The following is a 19207-nucleotide window of genomic DNA, read 5'->3' as shown; positions in this document are numbered from 1 at the left end:
CTCCTCCGTGACCCGGCACCGGATGCGTGCCGTTCCTCGATGACGGGGACCACTCTGGCCACCACACGCTGAAGCCGGCCTGAAGCCACCTGAAGGGCTCTTCAGGTTCGGTCTGCCACGCTGGGGCACATGAGGTTGTTGATCGTGGAGGACGAGAAGCGGCTGGCGGCGTCCCTGGCCGGAGGGCTGAGGGCCGAGGGCTACGCCGTGGACGTCGTCCACGACGGGCGGGAGGGCCTGCACCGCGCCTCCGAGGGCACGTACGACCTGCTGATCCTCGACATCATGCTGCCCGGCATGAACGGCTACCGCGTCTGCGCGGCGCTGCGCGCGACCGGGAACGACGTACCGATCCTCATGCTCACGGCCAAGGACGGCGAGTACGACGAGGCCGAGGGCCTCGACACCGGCGCCGACGACTACCTGACCAAGCCGTTCTCGTACGTGGTGCTCGTCGCCCGGGTCAAGGCGCTGCTGCGCCGCCGCGGCCGTGCGGGGGCCGCGCCCGTGCACACCGTCGGGGACCTGCGGGTCGACACCGCGACCCGCCGAGTGTTCTGCGGCGACGACGAAGTGTCCCTGGCCGCGAAGGAGTTCGCCGTGCTGGAACAGCTGGCCGTGCGCGCCGGCGAGGTCGTCGGCAAGCCGGAGATCCTTGAGCACGTGTGGGACTTCGCCTACGAGGGCGACCCCAACATCGTCGAGGTCTACGTCTCCGCCCTGCGCCGCAAGCTCGGCGCGCGGCGCATCCAGACCGTGCGCGGGGCCGGCTACCGGCTGGTCGCGACGCCATGAGATCGGTCCGCGCCCGGGCGGCGCTCGGGGCCACGCTCGTGGTGGCGGTCGCGCTGGTCGCGGCCGGCGCCGCCCTGCTGCTGGTGCTCCGCGCGAACCTGCTCGAACAGGCCGGTCTGCAGGCCGAGATCACCGCACGGGAGGTAGCCTCGCAGATCGCCGTGGGCCGGCCGCCGAACCGCCTGGAACTCCCCGACGAGGACCAGCGCCCGGTGCAGGTCGTCGACGACGGGGGCCGCGTCGTCGCCGTCAGCGAGGGTCTGGAGGCGATCTCCGGCACATCGAGCACGGCGGTCGCACCCTCCCCGGCCGGCGCGGCCTCGCCCGCCCCCTCGGCCCCGCCCTCGCCCTCGGACGACGACGACGCCGCCGACGCCGACGGCAGGAGCGAGGGCACCGACGGGGACGACACCACCCCGACCCCGGGCGAAGTCTCCAACGACCGCCCGGACTTCACGTCCGGCACCGCCACCGTCGACGGGCGGAGGGCGGACTACCGCTTCGCCGCCGTGAAGGTGACTCCCAGCGGCACGGCACGCGAGTACACCGTCCACGCGGGCGCTCCGCTCGCGACCGAGCGGGACGCGGTGAGCACCGTGCGCACCGCGATGCTCGCCGGTCTGCCCCTGCTGCTCGCGGTGGTCGGCTCGGTGACCTGGCTGGTCACCCGCCGCGCGCTGCGGCCCGTCGAGGCGATCCGGAGGGAGATGGCCGCCATCACCGCGTCCGAGGACCTCTCACGCCGCGTCCCCGAACCCGGTTCGCGGGACGAGGTCGCGCGCCTCGCGCGGACGACGAACGAGACGCTGGCGGCTCTTGAAGCCTCGGTCGAGCGGCAGCGGCGGTTCGTCGCGGACGCCTCGCACGAACTGCGCAGTCCGATCGCGTCGCTGCGCACGCAGCTGGAGGTCGGCGCGGCCCACCCCGACCTGCTGGACCTCGCAGGCGCCGTCCAGGACACGGAGCGGCTCCAGCAGCTCGCCGCCGACCTGCTCCTGCTGGCCCGCTTGGACGCGGGGGAACGGCCCGCGGGCAGGCACGTCGACCTGGCGGAGCTGGTGCGGGACGAGATGGCTCACCGTCACGGCGACCGGATCCCCGTCGCCGTCCGGGTACGAGGTGACGGGCACGGCGTGACGGGGTCGCCCGGCCATCTGCGCAGGGTCGTCGGCAACCTCGTGGACAACGCCCAGCGGCATGCCGTCCGTTCCGTCACCGCGTCGGTCGGTGCCACCGGAGATCGTGTCGAGGTCGCCGTGTCCGACGACGGGGCGGGTGTGCCGTACGCGGACCGCGAGCGGATCTTCGAGCGGTTCGTACGGCTGGACGACGCCCGCAGCCGCGACGAGGGGGGCGCCGGACTGGGCCTGGCCATCGCCCGGGACGTGGCGCACCGGCACGGCGGCACGCTCGCCGTCGGTACGGCCGCGGGCGGGGGCGCCCGTTTCGTCCTCTCCCTCCCGAGGGCGGACCGCCCGCAGGAGCCGTCCCGCTGAGCCCGCGCGCCCGGTGGCGACGCGGGTGGCGACCCGGCCGGTCGGCGGTGCCGGGCACCCGGCCGATAGCCTGTGCATGTCAACAATGCGTTGATCCCCGCTCGTTCACTCACCTACGAGGGTCCCCCAGGCGTGTCCACACCACCACCGCACTACCAGAACCAACCTCCGTACGGGCAGCCGCAGTCGTACGGGCACCCGCAGCCCTACGGACAGCAGCCGCAGCAGTACGGGCACCCGCAGCCGTACGGATACCAGCAGCAGCCCCATCCGCCGCAGCCGCCGCGCGGGCCGCAGCAGCCGCAGCCGGGCGGTCTGTTGCGGGGCCTGAAGGCCGCCGTCGTCGTCCTGGCGGTGTTCGGCGGCTTGGCGTACTACGTCTGGGACTACAACACCAGTCCCACCGGCGGCAAGGCGAAGGCGGAGGCCTCGCAGTCCGCGCAGGCCGAGGAGAACAAGACGCACGACCCGAACATCGGCGACTGCGTCAAGGTCGACGACCCCGACGGCAAGCCCCTGCCGACGATCGTCGACTGCGGCTCGCCCGAGGCCGAGTACAAGACGGGGGACAGGCTGTACGGCCCCGACCGGCAGTGCGGGTCGGAGTACGACTACGGCATCGAGTACTCGAGCCGCCGGGGCGCCGACTACACGTTGTGCTTCACCAAGGTCTGACCGGCCCGCCCCTCCGGCTCGGCTTCCGGCCGCCGTCCGCGACAACGGGACGGCGGCCGTTCCCGTACACGCGTAGGGCGCTGGCGGCGGGGGACGGCCCACGGCAGAATCCCGCCCTGTGAAGATCACCGCGCGCGAACTCAACCGAGCCGCTCTCAGCCGTCAGTCGCTGCTGCGACGGGAGTCGCTGACCATCCCCGACGGGGTGCGGCGTGTGGTCGCGCTCCAGGCGCAGCACCCGGCCTCGCCGTACATCGCGCTGTGGAACCGGCTCGCCGGCTTCACCCCTGAGGAGCTGGACGCCGCCTTCGCCCGGCGTGCGGTGGTCAAGGCGACCCTGATGCGGATCACCCTGCACGCCGTGCACGCCGAGGACTACGCGGCCTTCCGGGCCGCGATGCAGCCGACGCTGTACGGCTCGCGGCTCGGCCACCGCTTCGCCGCCGCGGGACTGACGCCCGCGGACGCCGATGAGCTGGTGCCGGAGCTGCTGGCCTTCGCCGACCGGCCGCGGACGTCGGCGGAGATGCAGGCGTGGGTGGAGGAGCGGCTCGGCGCGGAGAGGAAGGACGGGGCGTGGTGGGGGCTGAAGGCGTACGCGCCGCTGCACCACGCGCCGACGGCCGCGCCGTGGTCGTTCGGGGTGCGGCCGTCCTTCGTCGCGGCCGGCACAGGGCGCGTGTTCACGGGGCGGGCGGTGGACGCGGAGGCGCTGCGGACGCTGATTCTGCGCTATCTGTCGGGGTTCGGGCCGGCGTCGGTGGCGGACGTGGCCCAGTTCGCCATGGTGCCGAGGGCACCCGTCCGCGAGGCGCTGCGGGCGCTGGACGGCGCCGTCGAGCAGCTGCGGGGGCCGGACGGCGTCACGCTGTTCGACCTCCCGGGTGCTTCACGGCCGCCCGCCGACACGCCTGCGCCGCCCCGGCTGATGGCGATGTGGGACAGCACGCTGCTGGCCTGGGCCGACCGCAGCCGAGTGGTGCCGCCGGACTACCGCCGGCTCGTGATACGGAACAACGGCGACGTGCTGCCCACCCTACTTGTGGACGGGTATGTCGCGGGCGTATGGCGCCCGGTGGAGGGAGGCATCGAGGCCACCGCCTTCCACCCGCTCCCGCCGGCCGCGTGGGACGGCCTCGCCGCGGAGGCCGAGTCCCTGACGGCCCTCCTGGCCGACCGCGAGCCCACGGTCTACAGCCGCCACCACAACTGGTGGGCGAAGCTGCCGGCGGCGGAGGTGCGGCTGCTCCCCGGAGCTGGGAGGTAGTTCCGCACTGACCGCCTTGCGGCTGTGGGCAAGCTCGCGTTGAACGCGTTCAATTCCCCTGGCAGTATGAGCACTGCCGCGATCGCCCGCCGGGCGACCCGTGTCGACGTGCCGCACCGCAGGGGGGCTTGGGCTGTGGAACCGAAACGCTCCTGGGGACGGGCGCTGCTGATCTCGATGCTGGTGCTGTTCCTGGAAGCAGCGCTCGCGCTAGTCGTGGCCGTGGTGTACGGGTTCACCCAGGAGTCACCGAACGCGGGCGGCACCTACGCCCTCGCGCTGCCCCTCCTCGCGGTGGTCGGTGCCTTCGCAGGAGCCGCTGTCTCGCTGGCGCTCGTGCTTCCCGCGGTATGGCTGAGCGAGGCGCTGGGGCGTCGGTTCGGTGGCCGTGAGGCGTGGTGGTGGGTACCGCCGGCAGCGGCGACGGCGGCCCTCGTACCGGTGGTCGCAGGTGTCGTCCTGTCCGACGCCGCGGACTGGGGCGTCGCCGTCAAGTCCTGGCTCGTGGTGACCGCGTCGCTCACCGCCCCGATCTGGTTCAGCCGACTGCGTCGACGCGGACTGTTCGGCTCGCTCGCGCTGTGGGGCACGTTGGTCGTGGCCTGTGCGGGCACCCTCGGGGGCATCGCCCTCCACACGGGCCTGCTCGAGGAGTACCGCCCGCCGACGATCACTCCGGCGGCGCTGGTGGGGACCTGGTCCGACGGAAGGGGCGGAACCCTGACCGTCGCCCCGGACGGCAGGGTCACGGCCTTCGGCGTCGACGACCACGGGATGGACGCCAACGTCGACATCGTGGTGAACGAGTGCACCGGTGAAGGCACTTGGACGTTCGACGCCGGAGAGAACCCATGGACGCAGCGGGTCGACCTCACCGTCCATGACTGCCAGTGGCCCGCCTGGAACGTGGGCGGCACGGCGGAGCGGATCACGCTGTACCAGTACATCGGGGACCCGGACGCGGGGCACCTGTACGAGCTGACGAAGACCCGCGGCGGGTCCTGAGGCGCGGGTTCGGTGCGCTCCCCCACCGACGAGACGTGGCGAGAAGTGACGAGACCGACACCTCTGTCCTCGTCGCCGGGGAGTGCTACTGCGACGAGCGCCTCGCCCAAGGCGGCGGGTGGAGTGCCGACTCTCGGCTGTACGGATCGGGCGGGGAGCCGGGTGCCCGATAATCGGGTTCGTCACGCTCACTGGAACCGCCGGAGGCCTTCCGTTGCCCTCGATACATGAACTCGCCACGTGGGAGCCGCTGCTGAGGCTCCTGGTGGCGGGCAACACGGAGAGCCTTGCCGCGCCCGGTGGCCACGTGGCGGGGTGGATCGGGCCGTACGGGTGGAGCGTGCCCTTTCAGGGGCCCGGGCCGGCCGGGCGGGTCGACCACAGGCAGCACGAGTACGACGCGGTGCAGCGAGTGCGGAGCGCGCTCGCGGACGCCGGTGCCGACGGCATCTCGTTCGTCGTGGAGGCATCGCCGAGCGGGGCGGCGGTGCTCCACCTGCTCGGCCCCAGCCCCGCCGTGGCGCCCGGGATCGGCCCGTACCCGGGTTCGATCGTCCTGGTCGAGGGCGCCGTCCCCGAGCCCTGGCGCCGTCTTCCCGATCCGGTGCCGGGGGCGCGGCCGGCGCGGTCGGTGAATCCGGCGCGGCTGGAGCGGACGCTGCGCAAGCGGCTCCCCGACGCGATCGGTGCCACCGAGGAGGAGATCGCCGCCACGGAGGCGCGTCTCGGGGTCGCGTTGCCGGACGAGCTCAAGGCGCTCTACCGGGTGACGCGGGCCCGATGGCAGGACTGGGGCGGCGGCTACGAGGCGGCGGAGCGCGTCTTCCGGGCGGTCGGCTGCGAACTCTTCCCGCTCGACCGCCTGTACGTGGCGGACGCGTCGTCCCGGCCGTCCCCCTGGCAGCACGCGGCGACGACGGCGGTCGTCACCCCGCCCGACGCCGCGGTGCAGGGGCTGGTCGGCTCCCCCGGCTGGATCGTCTTCGGCGACAACGGCGGTGGCGACCGGATCGCGGTCGACCTCACCCCCGGCCCGCGCGGGCACACCGGCCAGATCATCACGCTCGGCCACGAGCAGCGCATCGGCGCCGAGCTGCGCGCCGACTCCCTCACCGACCTGGTCGCGAAGGGGCCCAGGAAGGGCCGCCGCACCCGTCGCGGGGACGAGACGCCGGTCGTGGCCCGGATCAACGCCCACGACCTCGGCAGCGTCGAGGCCGCCGGCCACCCGGACCTGGAGGTCCTGTGCATCGGCGTGTGGGACGGTGAGCCGCTCGGCCTCGCCCCCGTCACCGGGCTGCCCCGCCTGCGGACCCTCACCGCCTTCCCCGGCACGCTCGCCGACCCGCTGGAGATCGGTGCGCTGACCGGCCTGGAGTTCCTGGAACTCGGGCCGGAGGAGTGGCGGGTCCTCCTCGACGCCGGAGCCGTCCCGCGCGGCCTGCTGGCTGCCGCCATCGAGGTGCGCGGCCCTCGGCACCCCCTCCCCGTCATGGCCCTGGCCGATGAACTCCTCGCCCTGTGGGACCGGCCCCCCATCCCCCACACCGTCCTGGAAGCCCACGTGGGGTGAGGAGGGGCCGTGGCCTACGCGGGCGGCACCATGCTGGGTGACGACGCGTCATGGGCGACGAGTCGCGGTGTGCCCGTGCCGTCCGCCCGTACCGACCAGACGTCCGACGCGTCGCGGGTCGCGCCCGGGAGGGCGTACGCGAGGGTCGCGTCGTCCAGCCACGCGGCCTGGTCGTCGACGCTGCGGGCCTCGGCCAGGGGTGTGTCGCGCATCGTCCGCAGGTCGAGGACGTGCAGGCGCCAGGGGCTCGTGGTGCCCGTGCGGACGCGCTTCTTGTAGGCGAGGCGCGTGCCGTCAGGGGACAGGGAGGGGCATTCGACGTTCTCCCGCAGGGCTCGCGCGGTCCACTTCTTCAGGTCGCCCTCGACCAGGTAGGTCCGGCCGCGGGTGGACACGGTCGCGTAGAAGCGGTTGTCGTCCCGGCTGAACGTGATGCCCCAGTAGTTGACGTCGGGTGCGCTGTAGCGCCTTCCGTCGATCGAGAGCTGGACGGTTTCCATGTTCTTGATGAGGTAGCCGGTCCTGGTGTCGAGGATGCCGCTGCGCGTGGAGAACGCGGACCCGGCGTACGAGTCGCCGCTGACGAAGACGGTCCAGGAGATCACGCGGCCGGACGGGGACACGCGGGCCCGGTTGGGCGTGCCGCCGAAGGTGACCGTGCGCTTCGGCCGCAGGGCGCTGTCCAGGACGACGGCCTGGGTCCGGGGCGGGATGCCCGGGACGGTGGTGAGGCAGACGGCGGTCCCGCCCGCGGCGTAGAAGCGCCGGCACGCCAGACCGGTCGCCTCGCGTGCGTCCTCGGTCCGTGTCGCCTCGCGTCCGTCTTCGGTCCGTGGCGCCTTCCGTCCGCCCTCGGTCGGCACGACCGACACCGTGCCGGCGTCCGTCCGCACATACAGGCCGGGGGTGGTCGTGAGGGTGATGCCGGAGGCGTCCGGCGCGGCGGGCGCGTTCCGTTCGGAGGCGCGGACGGTGTACACGACGGCGACCGCGGCCAGCAGTGCGGCGGCGAGGGCCACAGCCGTGACGCGGGCGCGCGGGGAGGGTGTGGTGGTCATCGGGGCTCCGGGAGGGCGGCGGGAAGCAGGAGGCGGGCGCAGAACAGCGCGGCGGCCAGCGCGGCGGCGGCCAGGGTGAGGGCGGTGTGCATGCTCCAGAGCGTCCATGCCGCACCGAACAGGACGGAGGCCAGCAGACGGCCGAGCGCCTGCCCGGACTGCAGCAGCGCCAGCCCGCCGGCGCGCCGCCCGTCGGGGATCAGCGGGCCGCCGAGGGCCATCAGCACGCCGTCCGTGGCCGCGTAGTACGCACCGTGCAGGACCAGGACGGCGAGGAGCAGGGGCAGTCCCGCCAGCGGCGAGAGCAGCAACACGTAGGCGCCGAGCAGGGCGAGGTGCCCCAGGAGGTACGGGGTGCGGCGGCCGGTCCGGTCGGCGGCCCGGCCGGCCGGCACGGCGAGCAGCAGGTAGACGGCCGCGCTGCCCAGCGGGAGCAGGGGGAAGAAGGCGGGATCCAGGTCGAGCCGCTTCTGCAGGACGAGGTGGAGGAACGCGTCGCCCACGGACACCAGGCCCAGCAGGGTGGCCGCCGCCAGTACCCGGCGGAAGGCGGGGACGGTCAGCAGGCGCAGGGTGGATCTCGGCGTCGCCGTGCCGGGCGCCGTTGTGGCGGGTGCGGCCGCGTCACGGCCGGGGACGAAGGCGAACAGCACCACGACACCGAGCAGGCCGCAGCAGAAGCTGACGACGAACACGGCGTCGTACGCGTCGGCCGTCGCCCACAGCAGGGCGAACGCCACGAGCGGGCCGAGCAGCGCGCCGGTCGTGTCCATGGCACGGTGCACACCGAAGGCGCGGCCGAGGTCCCGTTCGTCGCAGTTGAGCGTGATCAGCGCGTCGCGCGGGGCGGTGCGTACGCCCTTGCCGACGCGGTCCGCGGCGAGCGCCGCGGACAGCGCGGGGGTGGAGCCGCCCGCGAGCAGCAGGCCGAGCCGGGAGAGCGCGGACAGGGCGTACCCGGCTCCGGCGACGAGTCTGTGGCGCCGCCAGCGGTCCGCGGCATGGCCGCCGGCGAGGCGTACGAAGGCGGTGAGGCCGTTGTACAGCCCGTCGAGGAAGCCGAACTGGAGGGGACTGAGGCCCAGTCCGAGGACGAGGTAGAGGGGGAGGACGGCGGTGACCATCTCGGACGAGACGTCGGTGACGAGGCTGACGGCGCCGAGCGCGACGACCGTGGAGGCGACGCGGGCCCGGCCGGCCGGGGCGGCGCTCCGGGCGGTGGTGCCGGGTCCCGGGCCGGGCGGCTGCGACGGGCCCGACCGGCCGGCGGCGAGGTACATGGGGGGCTCCTCGGGCGTGGCCGCCCCCGGGGCGCTCCGCCGTTTCCGTGGCGGGACGCGGAGCACCCCGGGCGCGGATGGCTGCTGCCGGTCAGTGGCAGGTGTAGGTGGGGCTGGTGTCGAGGACGGTCCCGTCCGTCCGGACGAACTGCGACTGGAAGCCGGTGTCGGTGAAGTTGAGCTTCACCACGCCGAACGTGTCCCAGATGCGCTTCACGCTGTTCTTCTGGACCGTGTCACCGGGGCCGTAGAGGTCCTTGCCGCCCGCGCCGCCGAGGATCTCGACGATTCCCCCGGGATCGGCCCGGCCGCTGCCGGTCTGCGGGGCGAAGCGTTCGTAGTGGTGGTCGTGGCCGTTGAGGACCAGTTCGGCGCCGGCGGCTTCGAGGAGGTCCCACACGGGCCTGCTGACCGGGACGTTGCCGTGGCTGCCGGAGCTGAACAGCGGCTCGTGCCAGTAGGCGGCGACGCACTTCTTGTCGTTGGCGGCGAGATCGGCCCTGAGCCAGTCGAGCTGTTCCTTCTCGTCGAAACGGTTGGAGTTCAGCGCCACGAAGTGCCAGTTGTTGTGGTCGTACGAGTACCACATCTTGCCCTGGGGGGTGGCGCGGCTGCCGAAGTACTGCCGGTAGGCCCTCTCGTCCCTGTTCTCCCAGTCGTCGTAGGACTCGTGGTTGCCGGGCACGGGGTGGGTCTTGTGCTTGAAGCGCCCCCAGGACTTGTCGTAGTAGGTGCGGAAGTCCTCGATGTGGGCGTCGTCGTACTGGTTGTCGCCCATCGTGATGTAGAACGCCGGGTCGATGGCCTCGGCGCGTGCGGCGGTCTTGAAGTGCTGGCAGCCGGGGTCGGTCCGGTGGCACTGGGCGGCGATGTCACCGGCGCCCACGACCGTGAACGCGCCGGTGGGGCCGGGCGGGTCGGTGGGGCCGGTGCCCGTGGTGCCGTAGACCTCGACCTCGTGGAGCGAGTAGCCGTACGGGGTGCCACGGGCGGTGCCGTACATCCGCAGGTAGCGGCCGGTGCCCCGCAGGCCGGTCCACTCGTCGGTGCCGCCGTTGCCGGACGTCTCGGCGGCGAGGCGGGTCCAGTGGGTCCCGTCCGCCGAGATCTCGATCCGGTAGGCGGTCGCGTGGGCGGCCTCCCAGGTCAGCTTCACGCGGGAGACGGTGGATCCGGCGCCCAGGTCGATGCGCAGCCACTGCGGGTCGGATCCCTCGGCGCTGGCCCAGCGGGTGGAGGGGGTGCCGTCGACCGCCTTGTCGGGGGTGAGGGACGGGGTTTCGACGGACGAGGCGGTGGCGGGCCTGTTGCGGGAGATCAGCTGCTCGCTGCCGGGGGCCGGCGGGGCCGGGTCGGGGTCGCGTGCGATGTGGAACCGGTCGCCGTAGACGTGCCAGGTGAGCGGGGTGTTCAGGCGCAGGTTTCCCTGGTCGAGGAAGACCCGCTGGGCGGTGTCGACGCGGCTGGTGTCCTCGTGCGCGGCCTCCTTCTTCATCTCGGCCACGCGCGCGTCGAGGAACGCGTGCAGGTACGCGGTCTCGTTCCCGCCGTCCGCGGGCGTGGCGGCGTCGGCGCGGGCGGCGTCCCGGATCGAAGCGAAGCCCGATGCGCCGTGCATGACCATGGCGTCGTAGTAGGCGAACTGGCCCAGCTCCCGCAGGCCGTCCCGCTTGGCCCGGGCGACGGCCGGGTCGAAGTAGACGCGGTCACGCTCGTGTTCCTGCGCCGCCCGGAACTCCGGCGTCCGCGCGGCCTTCACCCACGCGCCGGTGAAGCCGGGGTCCAGGCCCTCGTGCGAGTCGCTGCCGTCGACCTCGCGCAGGGCGGGGAGGTAGCGGGCGAGGGGGTTGTCCGGCACCCGTTCGGTGTAGTGCTCGACGAGTTCGAGCATGTCGTGGGTGCCGGAGCAGAAGCCGACGATGCCCGCCGTGTACCCGCGGCCGTCGCCGATGTCCTCGATGTAGTCGAACTGGTCCCGCCAGTCCAGCGACGAGTTCTCGGCGCTGGAGACGAGCCGCATGGCGATCTCCTTCTTCACCGGATCGTCCAGTCCGGCCGCGGCCGTCGGCGTGCCGGTCGTCGTACCGACGGCCTGACCGACGCTCAGGGCGACCACCGTGGGCACGGCGGCCAGTGCCAGGGCCAGGACGATCCGGAGTGCCGTGCGTCGGCGGCGCGGGCGCCGGGCAGGTGGCGAAGGGGGTCGCAGAGGGGGCAGGGGCATGTGATTCTCCGCTTTCTCGCCTGGCCGGTGTCGACGCACCCGGGATGAGCGGGCGACGGCACCCAGGCGAAGGTGGGGCCGGAGGCCATTGTTAGGAACCTTTCCTTTCTATTGGTGGCCGACGGCTGCCCGCAAGGGCCGTGACAGCAGAAAACTTGACAGCGATCAGGCCCGCGCCGCCCGCCGTTCGAGTGGCCTACCGCGACTGCCGTGTCACACCGCCCCCACATGCGACGTTCGCGGTGATGATCGAAGCCTCCATCACCCGGAGGGACTGATTCCCGTTGGTCGTCACGATCGTCGTGGTCCTGCTGGCCCTCATGCTGGGCCTGATCGGCCACTGGTTGCTGCGCGGCCGCCTGGAGGCGGAGGAGACGCCGTCGCTGACCGTGCGCGACTTCGTACTCCCCCTGCAGACGCTCACCGTGTTCGTGCTGGCCTTCGTCCTGGTCACCGCGTCCACCTCGCAGGGCAAGGCCGATGACGCGGTACGGCGGGAAGCGGGGGCGGTGGACCACATGTTCGAGGTGGCCGAATTCGCACCCGCGGCGCAGCGCCTGCGAATCCAGGCGGACGTCGTCTGCTACACCCGCGCGGTACGAGCCGGCGAGTGGAAGGCGATGTCCCAGGGGCACGGATCAGGCCGCCCCAGCCACTGGACCACCGATTTCCGTGCCGCACTGAAGCGGATGGGCACGGGGGACTCGTCCTTCGGGCTGCTCATCGCCGCCGACAAGGAACGGTCCCAGGCACGGCAGACACGCATCGCGGAGTCCACGCCCACCATCCCCGGTGCCGTGTACTGGCTGATGCTGACCGCGCTCGCCTGCCTCGTCGTCACACTCGCCCTGTGCCTGCCCCGCAGGAACACCGCCCTGGTCACCGCGGGGCTGGTCACCATCACCGCGCTGCTGACCAGCGTGCTGCTCGTCATCAGGGACGTCGACCGCCCCTTCAGCGGCGTCATCGAGGTGCCGACCACGGCCATCGACACGGTCGAGGAGGACATCACCGAGGACTTCGTCGCGGCCTACGGCCGGGGCCGGCTGCCCTGCGACGACGACGGCCGGCCGCAGTCGGTGTAGGCCCCGGTGGTCCGCGGTCGCCCCTACCGGGCGGTCGTGCCGCGGACGAGCATCTTGCCCGTGTTCCGGCCGCGCAGCATCCCCAGGAACGCGTCCACGATCCGGTCGAAGCCGTCGACGACCGTCTCGTCCGACCGCAGCCGCCCGCTGCGCAGATGCGGCACGGCCAGGTCGTACAACTCCTCTTGGGCGTCGCGGTGGTTGCGGACGAGGAAGCCTTCGAGGCGCAGGCTCTTGCCCACGACGTCGAAGAGGTTGCGGGGCGCGGCGGGCGCGCCGCCGGTGCTGTTGTACTGGCCGACCGCGCCGCACCAGGCGATACGCCCGTACTCGCGCAGGGACGCGATCGCGGCCTCCAGGTGGTCGCCGCCCACGTTGTCGACGAACACGTCGATCCCGTCCGGCGCGGCCTTCGCCAGCTGCTCGGCGACCGGACCGTCGTGGTAGTCGAAGGCCGCGTCGTAACCGACGTGTTCCGTCAGGTACGCCACTTTCGCGGCCGAGCCGGCGCTGCCGACGATCCGGCCCGCGCCCAGCAGCCGGGCCAGCCTCCCGGTGGCCGTGCCGACGCCGCCGGCCGCCGCGGACACGAACAGGTCCTCGCCCTGCCGGAGTCGGGCGATCCGGGTAAGGGCCACGTACGCGGAGAGGCCGGTGCCGCCCAGGATGCCGAGGTGGGCGGAGAGCGGGACGCCGTCGAAGACGGGCAGGCGGCGCGCCGTGTCCGCGGTGACGAGGCTGTGGGTACGCCAGCCCTCGCGGTGCAGGACGATCTCGCCCTCCCGGAGGCCGGGGTCGCGTGACTCCACGACCCGGCCGATGGTGCGGCCCTCCATGGGCGCGTGCAGCGTCCACAACTCGTCCGAGTCCATCGCCTCGCGGTGGTACGGGTCCACGGACCAGTACAGGTTCTCCACCAGTGCGGTACCCGGCGCGGGCGAAGGCACGGGGGCCTCGACGAAGGCGAAGTGGTCGTGGGTCGGAAAGCCGGTGGGGCGGGCGATCTGGTGAACGGTGAGCGATGTCGTGGTCATGGCTCGGACCGTATGCGGACCCCCGGCCACCGGTGCAGGTGCCGTGATCGACAGAATGGGCCCCATCCATGAACGCTCCTCATACACCGAGGTGACAACGGTGATCACGCCACCGCGGCCACGCGACGCAGCACCCCGGGAACCGGCCCCCGCCGGTCCCGCGGCGCGCGATCTGACACCTCAGGAACTCCGCGTGGTCGTGGCGGTGGAGCGCGAGGGCAGCTTCTCCGCCGCGGCGGCGGTGCTCGGCATGACGCAGTCGGCCGTGTCGCACTCCGTGCGGGGCAGCGAGCGCGCGATCGGCGTGGTGCTCTTCGACCGTGGCCGCCACGGCGCCCGCCCCACCGCCGCCGGAACACGCGTCGCCGCGCACGCCCGGCGGGTGCTGCGCCTGCTGGACGTGATGGTCGCCGAGGCCCGCACGGCGGAGGACGGCACCGTCGCCGGGCGGCTGCGGATCGCCGCGTTCCGCAGCGCGGCGCTGCATCTGCTGCCGGCGGTGCTCAAGCGGCTGACCGCACGCCACCCGGACCTCGTGCCCGAGGTGCGGATCGTGCGGGAGGTGGGCCCGGGCACCGCCGGGGAGGTGGCGGCGGGCCGCGCCGACGTGGGCATCGCCACGATCGGCACGACGTCGCCCGTGCCGCCGGGGCTGGTCGGCGGCCGCCTGCTGACCGAGCCGTACGCGCTGGTGCACCCGGCGGGCCACCCGGACCCTCGGTCGCTGCCCCTGGTCGACTGGGCGGAGAACTGCACCTCGTACACCCGTGACTGGTGGGCCGCCCAGGACTGGATCCCCCGCGCGAGCGTCGAGGCGGACGACGACGGGGCCGTGCTGTCGATGGTGGCCGGTGGACTCGGCATGGCGATCATGCCGCAGCTCGCGCTGACCGGGGCGCCGCCCGCCGTCGAGATCGAGGACCTCGGCCCCCTGCGCCCCACGCGCGACGTCGGCTACGTCACCACCCCGGAACTCGCGTCCGCCGCCGCTGTCCGTGCCCTGATCCGCGAACTGCGCACGCTCGGGCGGGAGCTTCGGTAGCCGCCGCCCCCGGCCTCGACGGGAGTGGCCGGGGCCGGCGGCCCTGACGCATGGCCTACGGCGCCATCTCGTACGCCCCGGAGAGCGCCTCGACGCGCTCCCAGACGCGGGCCGAGCGGGCCTCGTCGACGACCGGACGCCGTACGGCGCCCAGCGCCCAGCTCTGCTGCTGCTCGGTGGCGGAGTCCTTGCCGTGCAGTTCGACGGCGTGCGCGGAGAAGTCGCGTACGAGGACGGCGAAGAGCTCGTCCAGCACGTCCTCGTCGAGGCCGGTCAGGCGCGCCTGCTCCAGGATCAGCTGGCCGTGCACGACGAGCGCGAAGAGCTGTCCGACGGCGAGGAGGAGGTCGAGGTCGCGGCTCTGCTCCTCGTCGGGGGCGGCGGTGGTGGCGAACGCGCACAGCGCGTCGGCCTGCTCGCGGAAGCGGCCGACGTTGGGCAGCTGGGCGTACGCGTCGAAGGCGCCGCGCCAGTCGTGGAACCGGACGGAGCCGAGGCCGCGGGCGGGGCCCTGGCGGAAGAGGAACGTGTCGTCGGCGGCGTCGAGCCGGGTCGGGACGGGCTCGTACGCGGCCGGGTTCAGGAGATGGTTCCTCATGAACTTGAGGATCAGGGCGAGATTGACGTGGACCGTGCCCTCCAGTTTGGGCAGGCTCCGGATCTCGACGGCGGCCTGGGCGAAGTAGTTGTCCTTCTCGAAGCCCTTGGCGGCGATGACGTCCCACATCAGGTCGATGACCTTCTCGCCCTCCGTGGTCACCTTCATCTTCGTCATCGGGTTGAAGAGGAGGTAGCGGCGGTCGTCGGGGCCCGCGGAGCGGAAGTAGTCGACGGCGCGGTCGCTGAACAGCTTCATGCCGACGAGGCGGACGTACGCGTCGGTCAGCTCACGGCGCACGTGCGGGAAGGCGGTGACGGGGCGGCCGTAGAGGATGCGGTTGTGGGCGTGGGTGACGGCCTCGTACATCGCGTGCTCGCAGATGCCGATGGAGGCGGTGCAGAGGTTGAACTTGCCGACGTTGACGGTGTTGAGCGCGGCGTCGAAGGCGGCGCGGCCCGTGTGCAGGACGTCCTCGGGGGCTACGGGGTAGTCCTCCAGGCGGAACTCGCTGACGAACTTGGACGAGTCCACGACGTTCTTGACCAGGTGGTACGCGGCGTGGCGGCTGTCGGCGGCGAAGAAGACGTAGCCGTCCGGGCCCTCGACGTCGGTGCGGCGGCCGAACACGGAGACGAGCCCGGCGGCGTTGCCGTTGCCGATGTAGTACTTGGAGCCGGTGGCCCTGAAGCCGCCCTGGCCGTCGGGCTCCAGCAGCATGTCGGTGGAGTAGATGTCGGCGCCGTGGCTCTTCTCGGACAGGCCGAAGGCGAACACCTCGCCCTGCGCGAGGAGGTCGGCCGCGCGGTCGCGGGCGGCGGCGTTGTCGCTCTGCCAGACGGGGCCGAGGCCGAGGATGGTGACCTGCCAGGCGTACCAGTAGTCGAGCCCGTAGAAGCCGAGGATCTCGTTGAGGGCGGCGATCCGGGCGGTGTCCCACCGCTTGTCCTGCCGGCCGTCGGCGGCGGAGGCCGGGGTGAGGAAGGTCGCGAACAGCCCTTCCTTGGCGGCGAACGCGAGGAAGTCCGCCAGCCAGGCGCGCGAGCGGTAGTCCTCGATCAGCTTGCGCTTGCCGCGCTCCTCGAACCAGTCGACGGTGGCCCGCAGCAGCCGACGGGTCTCCGGGTCGAAGTGCGCCGGGTCGTAGGTGCGCGGGTTGAACAGCAGCGGGTCGGCCATGGATGTCCGCCTTTCCGGCTCGGATGAGGGTGGTGGTGCTGAGGTGGTGCTCTGGTGGTGTTGATGTGGTGGTCGGGGGCGCCGCCCGGCACCTTGATCACCTGGTCGAGCACCATGCCCGATCCTCATATGCAACTCGTTGCACAAACAAGCGCCACCGCTGCGGTGAGACGGGGCTCACGCGCCGCGTCCTCCCTGCCGGCCGCCATGGGCCGCCCCGCCAGGGCCGCGACGGAAGCCGACCGGCTCCCCGGGTGGCCGAAAGCCGTCGCGGCGGGGTACGGAGGTGGGTGTTCCCCGGGCTTTGTCGGCCGATCGGCTGACACCTTGCCGAGGGCTTTCTAGAGTACGGGTCTCGAGTGCTCCGGGGGGTTCCGTGGGACGAGCGAGTGGTAGGGGGAGAGTCGTCCTCCTGTGCGGGGTCCTGGTGGCCCTGGGCAGTCCGTGGACGCGGGAGGCGCTGCTCGGCTGGTGGCCGCGGGACAGTGCGCTCGCGCTGTTGCGGCAGGCGTTGTTCGTGCCCACGTGGCAGCCCGCGCCGGGGCCGTACCCGTACACGCCCCAATTCACCTGGACGACCAACCTGGGCTTCGTCCTGCTGCTGGTCACGGTCGCGGTACTGGTCCCCCGGCTGGTGGCCCGGCCGACCGCCGCCGGTGGCGTCCGGTGGGCCGCCGCCGTGGGTGCCGGGGTGCTGGTGTCTGTCCTCGGCTCGGCGCTGCAATGGATCCTCGCCATTGCCTTCGGGACCGACGTCATCCTGACCTACGGCCGGGACGCCTCCGCCCTCCTCGGGTCCTTCCTCGTGGACGGCCTGGTGTTCGGCGTGCTGTTCGGTCTCCTCATCGCCGTCGTGTACGCCGGCGGTGCCACGGCGCCGCCGCAGGCCCGCGCGCGAGCGGCGTCCCGTACCCGTCAACGGAGGACTGCCATGGCCGGCTCCTTCCCGGAAGCGCCCGCCCCCGTCGCGACCGGCACCACGCCGGGCGACGTCACCCGCTACCTGTGCGCGGCCGCGTACCTGCGTCCCTCCTTCGCCCGCCGCGTCGTCGACGACGTGCTGGGCGACGGGCTCGGCGCGATCGCCGTCTCTCCGGGCGTCGACCTCGTGCCCGTCGCCCGGCACAGTCTCACGGCGCACCGGCTCCACCGGGAGCGGAACCGGAAGCTCGCCGCGGTCACCTGCCTCATCGCGGCGTTCGGCCCGCTGTGGCTGCTGTTCGCGGGGCTCGCGTTACGGACGCTGGGGGCCGCGGCCCGGGGGCGGCCCCGTGCCGTGCGCGGTCGTGAGGTGCCGCCCGTGTCGCGGGCGGCGTGGCGGGTGGCCGGCACGGCCGGCGCCCTCCTCCTCGCCGGCGTACTTGCGGGCATGGCGCTGTCCGCCCTGCCGCTCCCCGGCCTTCTTCGCTGGCTGGTCGGCGGCTACCTGCTGGGCCTTCCGCCGCTCCTCGCCGTGATCGCCGGCGGTGCGCTGGCCCTGCGGATCGTCGCCGACGAGGACCGGGACATGGAGGAGCGGCTGCGCGGTGCGCTGCGGCGCGACGTGTTCGACCCGGACATGTCGCCGCGGCCCGCGCCGGTGGAGCCGTGGGCGGCTGCCAGGATCGCGGCCGTGGCCGCCGCCCAGCGCGGCAACGTCACCTGCTACAGCGGTTTCTCGCCGTTCGTCGGGTACGGCGAGAAGGAGTCGGAGTGGACGCTGTCGGTGCCGTTGCTGCCGCCCGAGCCGTCCCGTGAGGGTGGAGGGGGCCGGGAGTCCTCGGCCGCCGTCAGCCGCTTCGACGCCTGGGACGTCGTGACGCGGCTGCGCCGGCGACTGCGCGAGGTCGCGGAGGGGACGGATTCGGCGGCCGGTTCGGGTCGGCGGCTGGACGAGAACGGACGCGACGACGGGTGGGGTGGCCGTCGGGACGACGGATGGGACGGTGGTCGGGACGACGGGTGGGGTGACGGCGGCCGGAGCGGCGCTCGGGACCGTGACCGGGACGGCGGGTGGGGTGACGGCGGCCGGAGCCGGGCTCGGGACGGTGGCCGGGGTGACCGGGCCGTCGGCCCGGCCACCGGCGACTGGCCGCCCGTCGACGGGCTGGTCGTCGAGGACCGGGTCTTCGTCAGCGGCAGGGAACTGGCCCGGGACGGCCGTCTGCTGCCCGACCCGCGGCGCGCTCCCGTCACACTGCTGCCCGCCGAGGCGTTGCGGCGCATCGCGCTCAACCCGGACGGTGTGGCCCGGCACTGCGTGGCCGCTCATGTGCCGCTGTGGGGCGGCGAGGTGGTGTCCAGCCACTTCCTGCACGTGGCCGTGGTGGGCAGGACCCTGCACCTGCGGTGCGACCGGTACGTCCTCGGGCCCGTATGGCGCGACCTGCACGTGGTGGACCTGCTGCGGCCGGCCGGCGCCGCCGGGAGCCGCGCGGCCCTGGTGCTCAAGGCCCTGGGGCGGACCGGCGCCGCGTTGCGGGGTGCGGCCCGGTCGTTCCTGGCCGACGCGCTCGCCGAGTACCGCACGCCGCGGCGCCGGCGCCGCGAACAGCGGGCGGCCGTGGAGGATCCCGCCTTCGACCGCGGCGCCCGGGTGAGCGTCCGCGAGGACGCGCAGGGCCCGGAGTACCTGCACCACTTCCAGCTGGTGGACGCGCGGCGAGCCCTCAACGCCCTCGACCGGCACGCCCTGGCGGCCGTCCGGGACTTCCTGGACGAGCACGGCGTGGACACGGCGGACTTCCGTACGCAGAGCCAGACCATCCTCAACCACGGTGTCCTGCAGACGGGCGGGGTGAGCGTCGTGGGGAACCAGGCCGTGGGCCAGGGCGCCCAGGCCACCGCCGAGTCGGCCACGGCCCGGGCCGGCGATCCGCCGCGGTCCGGAACCGCGGCCAAACGATAGGAGGGGTAC

14 protein-coding genes and 1 pseudogene are annotated in these 19207 nt (G+C 73.2%); 9 read left to right on the top strand and 6 right to left on the bottom strand.

Going from position 1 to position 19207, the window contains the following annotated elements:
• Positions 1–129 precede the first annotated feature (129 nt).
• From ABEB09_RS32240 to ABEB09_RS32215, 6 genes are all read left to right on the top strand, one after another.
• Positions 130–795: a response regulator transcription factor gene (locus tag ABEB09_RS32240; protein ID WP_345693449.1), complete on the top strand. Its 666-nt coding sequence runs from the start codon at positions 130–132 to the stop codon at positions 793–795.
• Positions 792–2291, top strand: a complete 1500-nt coding sequence (locus tag ABEB09_RS32235; protein ID WP_345693448.1) for a sensor histidine kinase — start codon at positions 792–794, stop codon at positions 2289–2291. The genes ABEB09_RS32240 and ABEB09_RS32235 overlap by 4 nt, the downstream gene beginning before the upstream one ends.
• 132 nt (positions 2292–2423) lie before the next feature.
• Positions 2424–2966 carry an LppU/SCO3897 family protein gene (locus tag ABEB09_RS32230; RefSeq protein WP_345693447.1) on the top strand — a complete coding sequence of 181 codons (543 nt, stop codon included), beginning with the start codon at positions 2424–2426 and terminating at the stop codon, positions 2964–2966.
• 118 nt (positions 2967–3084) lie between these two features.
• Entirely contained in the window at positions 3085–4233 is a 1149-nt protein-coding gene (locus ABEB09_RS32225; protein WP_345693446.1) for a winged helix DNA-binding domain-containing protein, read from the top strand.
• A 135-nt stretch (positions 4234–4368) separates the two neighbouring features.
• On the top strand, positions 4369–5238 hold the full coding sequence (locus tag ABEB09_RS32220; RefSeq protein ID WP_345693445.1) for a hypothetical protein: 870 nt from the start codon (positions 4369–4371) through the stop codon (positions 5236–5238).
• Positions 5239–5452: 214 nt separating this feature from the next.
• Positions 5453–6811, top strand: a complete 1359-nt coding sequence (locus ABEB09_RS32215) for an SMI1/KNR4 family protein (RefSeq protein WP_345693444.1) — start codon at positions 5453–5455, stop codon at positions 6809–6811.
• Between the two features lie 14 nt (positions 6812–6825).
• On the opposite strand, the gene ABEB09_RS32210 is transcribed toward ABEB09_RS32215, so the two are convergent.
• From ABEB09_RS32210 to ABEB09_RS32195, 4 genes and pseudogenes are all read right to left on the bottom strand, one after another.
• Positions 6826–7869, bottom strand: a complete 1044-nt coding sequence (locus ABEB09_RS32210; RefSeq protein WP_345693443.1) for a hypothetical protein — start codon at positions 7867–7869, stop codon at positions 6826–6828.
• Entirely contained in the window at positions 7866–9149 is a 1284-nt protein-coding gene (locus ABEB09_RS32205; RefSeq protein ID WP_345693442.1) for an MFS transporter, read from the bottom strand. Before ABEB09_RS32205 ends, ABEB09_RS32210 begins: the two co-directional genes overlap by 4 nt.
• 91 nt (positions 9150–9240) lie before the next feature.
• The gene (locus ABEB09_RS32200) at positions 9241–10467 is read right to left on the bottom strand and encodes a discoidin domain-containing protein (protein ID WP_345694159.1); all 1227 of its coding nucleotides are present in this window, start codon (positions 10465–10467) and stop codon (positions 9241–9243) included.
• A gap of 48 nt (positions 10468–10515) precedes the next feature.
• Positions 10516–11373 (bottom strand): annotated as a pseudogene (locus tag ABEB09_RS32195) (chitosanase); the annotation flags it as partial.
• Between the two features lie 284 nt (positions 11374–11657).
• Between ABEB09_RS32195 and ABEB09_RS32190 the strand changes: the two are divergent.
• Positions 11658–12458: a bestrophin-like domain gene (locus tag ABEB09_RS32190; protein WP_345693441.1), complete on the top strand. Its 801-nt coding sequence runs from the start codon at positions 11658–11660 to the stop codon at positions 12456–12458.
• A gap of 23 nt (positions 12459–12481) precedes the next feature.
• Here ABEB09_RS32190 and ABEB09_RS32185 read toward each other — a convergent pair whose 3' ends face one another.
• The gene (locus tag ABEB09_RS32185; RefSeq protein WP_345693440.1) at positions 12482–13492 is read right to left on the bottom strand and encodes an NADP-dependent oxidoreductase; all 1011 of its coding nucleotides are present in this window, start codon (positions 13490–13492) and stop codon (positions 12482–12484) included.
• 193 nt (positions 13493–13685) lie between these two features.
• Here ABEB09_RS32185 and ABEB09_RS32180 point away from each other — a divergent pair, with 193 nt between their 5' ends.
• Positions 13686–14534, top strand: coding sequence for a LysR family transcriptional regulator (locus ABEB09_RS32180; RefSeq protein WP_345693439.1), 849 nt, complete (start codon positions 13686–13688; stop codon positions 14532–14534).
• Between the two features lie 55 nt (positions 14535–14589).
• Here the strand turns inward: ABEB09_RS32180 and ABEB09_RS32175 are convergent, their stop codons facing one another.
• The gene (locus tag ABEB09_RS32175; protein ID WP_345693438.1) at positions 14590–16311 is read right to left on the bottom strand and encodes an acyl-CoA dehydrogenase family protein; all 1722 of its coding nucleotides are present in this window, start codon (positions 16309–16311) and stop codon (positions 14590–14592) included.
• Between the two features lie 427 nt (positions 16312–16738).
• Here ABEB09_RS32175 and ABEB09_RS32170 point away from each other — a divergent pair, with 427 nt between their 5' ends.
• On the top strand, positions 16739–19198 hold the full coding sequence (locus tag ABEB09_RS32170) for a hypothetical protein (RefSeq protein WP_345693437.1): 2460 nt from the start codon (positions 16739–16741) through the stop codon (positions 19196–19198).
• Positions 19199–19207 lie beyond the last annotated feature (9 nt).

It is taken from the genome of Streptomyces coeruleoprunus (assembly GCF_039542925.1).
GTDB lineage: Bacteria > Actinomycetota > Actinomycetes > Streptomycetales > Streptomycetaceae > Streptomyces > Streptomyces coeruleoprunus.
The sequence above is the reverse complement of the archived record's forward strand: the minus strand, read 5'-3'. Positions and strand labels throughout refer to the sequence as shown.